The organism is Okeania sp., assembly GCF_983059655.1.
This window is the reverse complement of record NZ_CEZPJD010001019.1, coordinates 1-2,397: the sequence shown is the minus strand read 5'-3', so window position 1 is coordinate 2,397 and position 2,397 is coordinate 1. Positions and strand designations below refer to the sequence as shown.

The 2,397-nt window shown below is 39.1% G+C and carries 1 protein-coding gene; it reads right to left on the bottom strand.

The window, feature by feature from the left end; all coding sequences use genetic code 11:
• A partial coding sequence (locus AC3DU7_RS31290; protein ID WP_488043130.1) for a cation:proton antiporter domain-containing protein occupies positions 1–2,310 on the bottom strand: 2,310 nt, incomplete at its 3' end.
• Positions 2,311–2,397 lie beyond the last annotated feature (87 nt).

Below are 2,397 nucleotides of genomic sequence, written 5' to 3'. Positions count from 1 at the left end.
CTGTTGCCTGTTGCCTACTTCTGCTGTAGTTAACTTTTGTTTTTTAGGATACTTCTGAGTCTGGGTAATTTTCAGTTGCCTTACTTGATTTAGTTCATGGAAACCACCACAGATCAACACCCGATCGCCCACTTGTAACTTAGTATTTCCTTGAGGCCGTCGAATAAACTTCCCTTCTCGTCGAATGGCTTGAATTTCTACCCCATACTGACGGCGTAAATTTGCTTGAGATATTTTTTTGCCCGCATAAGGACTAGACTCACCTAAAATTAACCATTGACAAGAGGTACTTTCTTTTGGTATGGCAATTTCTCCTTTTGCCAACTTATCAAAACTCTCTAACTCTGAAGGTTCTCCTACTAACAAAAGTTTATCGCCAATATCTAATATTGCCTGACCTTCTGGATAGTCAATTTCCTCTCCTTCCTCTCTACGGATAGCCATTAAGCTTACTCCTGTCAACCGTCTTAAATTAGTTTCCTCTAAACTCATCCCAGTCAGAGGAGAATTTTCTGGTAGAGAGTACCATCTGCTGTTCATATTCTGAATTGCTGCTTTTAACTCGCGAGATATTTCAGGGTCTGGAATTGGAGGGCGCAATGCTTGATAATGACTTTGACGAATTTCTTCAATTTCTTTTTGAATATCTTTTGCTGGTATACCCATCCCAACTAGCAAATGGTTAGAAAGTTCTAAACTAGCTTCAAAATTTGGTTCAACTACTTCTCTAGCTCCAAGTTGATAAAGCAACTCTATATCTTTATATCGGTTAGCTTTAACCACAATATCCAAGTCTGGGGCAAATTCTAGAGACCGCTTCAGGCAAAGTCTGGTGCTCATGGCATCTGGTATAGCGATCGCCATTGCCATTGCCCTGTCTACACCTGCTGCTTCTAAAACGTGTAAAGAGCAAACATTACCATAAAGGTAAGTAATTCCTTTTTCTCGTAACTGTTGAGCTACTCTTTCAGATTGATCAATTACCAGATAAGGGACATTATGTTCTTCTAATTGTTGTGCCAAGTTACGGCCTACCTGCCCATAACCACAGATAATTACATGATTCTGTAGAGGTAAATCTACTGCTATAGCTGTAGCAGGTTTTGTAGTTTGATAAAGATATTTTTGTAACCAGGGGAAAGTCTCAGCCCAATTTAACAATTGTGGGACTATTTTCAGGACAAAAGGTGTAATTACTAAAGTTACAGCCGTTGTACCTAATATTAATAAGTATACCCGACGAGAAACTAATCCTAATGTTTGTCCCGCACTAGCAAGCACAAAAGAAAATTCTCCTATTTGGGCTAAACCTAAACCTGCCAGAATAGCTGTTTTCAAAGGATAACCAAAAATTCTAACAATGGGAGTAACAATCAAAAATTTTCCTACTAGAACTAGAAATACCAAACCCAGGATAATTTCCAAATGATTCCATAAGAAAAATGGGTCGATTAACATCCCAACCGCTACAAAAAACAGAGCTGCAAAAATATCTCGGATCGGTTCAACATAAGTTAAGGTTTGGTCAGCATACTCCACTTCAGATACCATTAGACCTGCCACGAAAGCACCCATCTCAATGGAAAAACCCAAGTTTGCTGTAAGGAGTGCTATTCCTAAGCAGAGGGCTACTACTCCCAATAAAAATAGTTCTCGGCTCTCTGTTTTGGCTAGAAATCTGAGTAAATATGGTATTACCCACTTTCCTGCCGCTATAGCTCCCATAGCAAATAGACCTATTTGTAGAAGCGATCGCCCCACTGTAATGCCAATAATTTCTGGTGGCTGATTTAAAGCAGGTAAAACTGCTAACATTAATCCCAAGGCTAAGTCTTGGACTACCAAAATCCCTAACATTACTTGGCCATGTGATGTTGAGGCTTCATTGCGCTCCATCAAGCATTTCAATACCACCGCTGTTGATGATAGGGATAAAATTGCTCCTAAAAATATTCCTTGAGCTGGATAGGATACCCATCCGACACCTAAAGAGACTAATGTTGTGATGAGAATAGTTAGGGCAATTTGTAGTCCACCTCCACCCAAGCTTATAGCTTGAACTTTTTTCAATTCTCCTAGAGAGAATTCTACTCCTAGAGCAAATAGTAAAAAAGCCACTCCTAGTTGAGCTAAAGTTTCTACTTGAATAAGTTCTTTAATGAGACCAAATCCTGCTGGCCCCACAATCATTCCACCTACTAGATACCCTAATAAAACTGGTTGTCGTAGTAGCGATGCCAGTAGTCCTCCTGTGGCTGCGGCTGCCAGAACTAATACTAAGTCTATGATTAATCGGAAGTCTTCTTGCACAGATTTTTATTAAGAATGACAATATTGTAAAGATATATTAACTTCAAGATATAATATTTAATGTTTGATTGGTTATGTTTTAGAGGC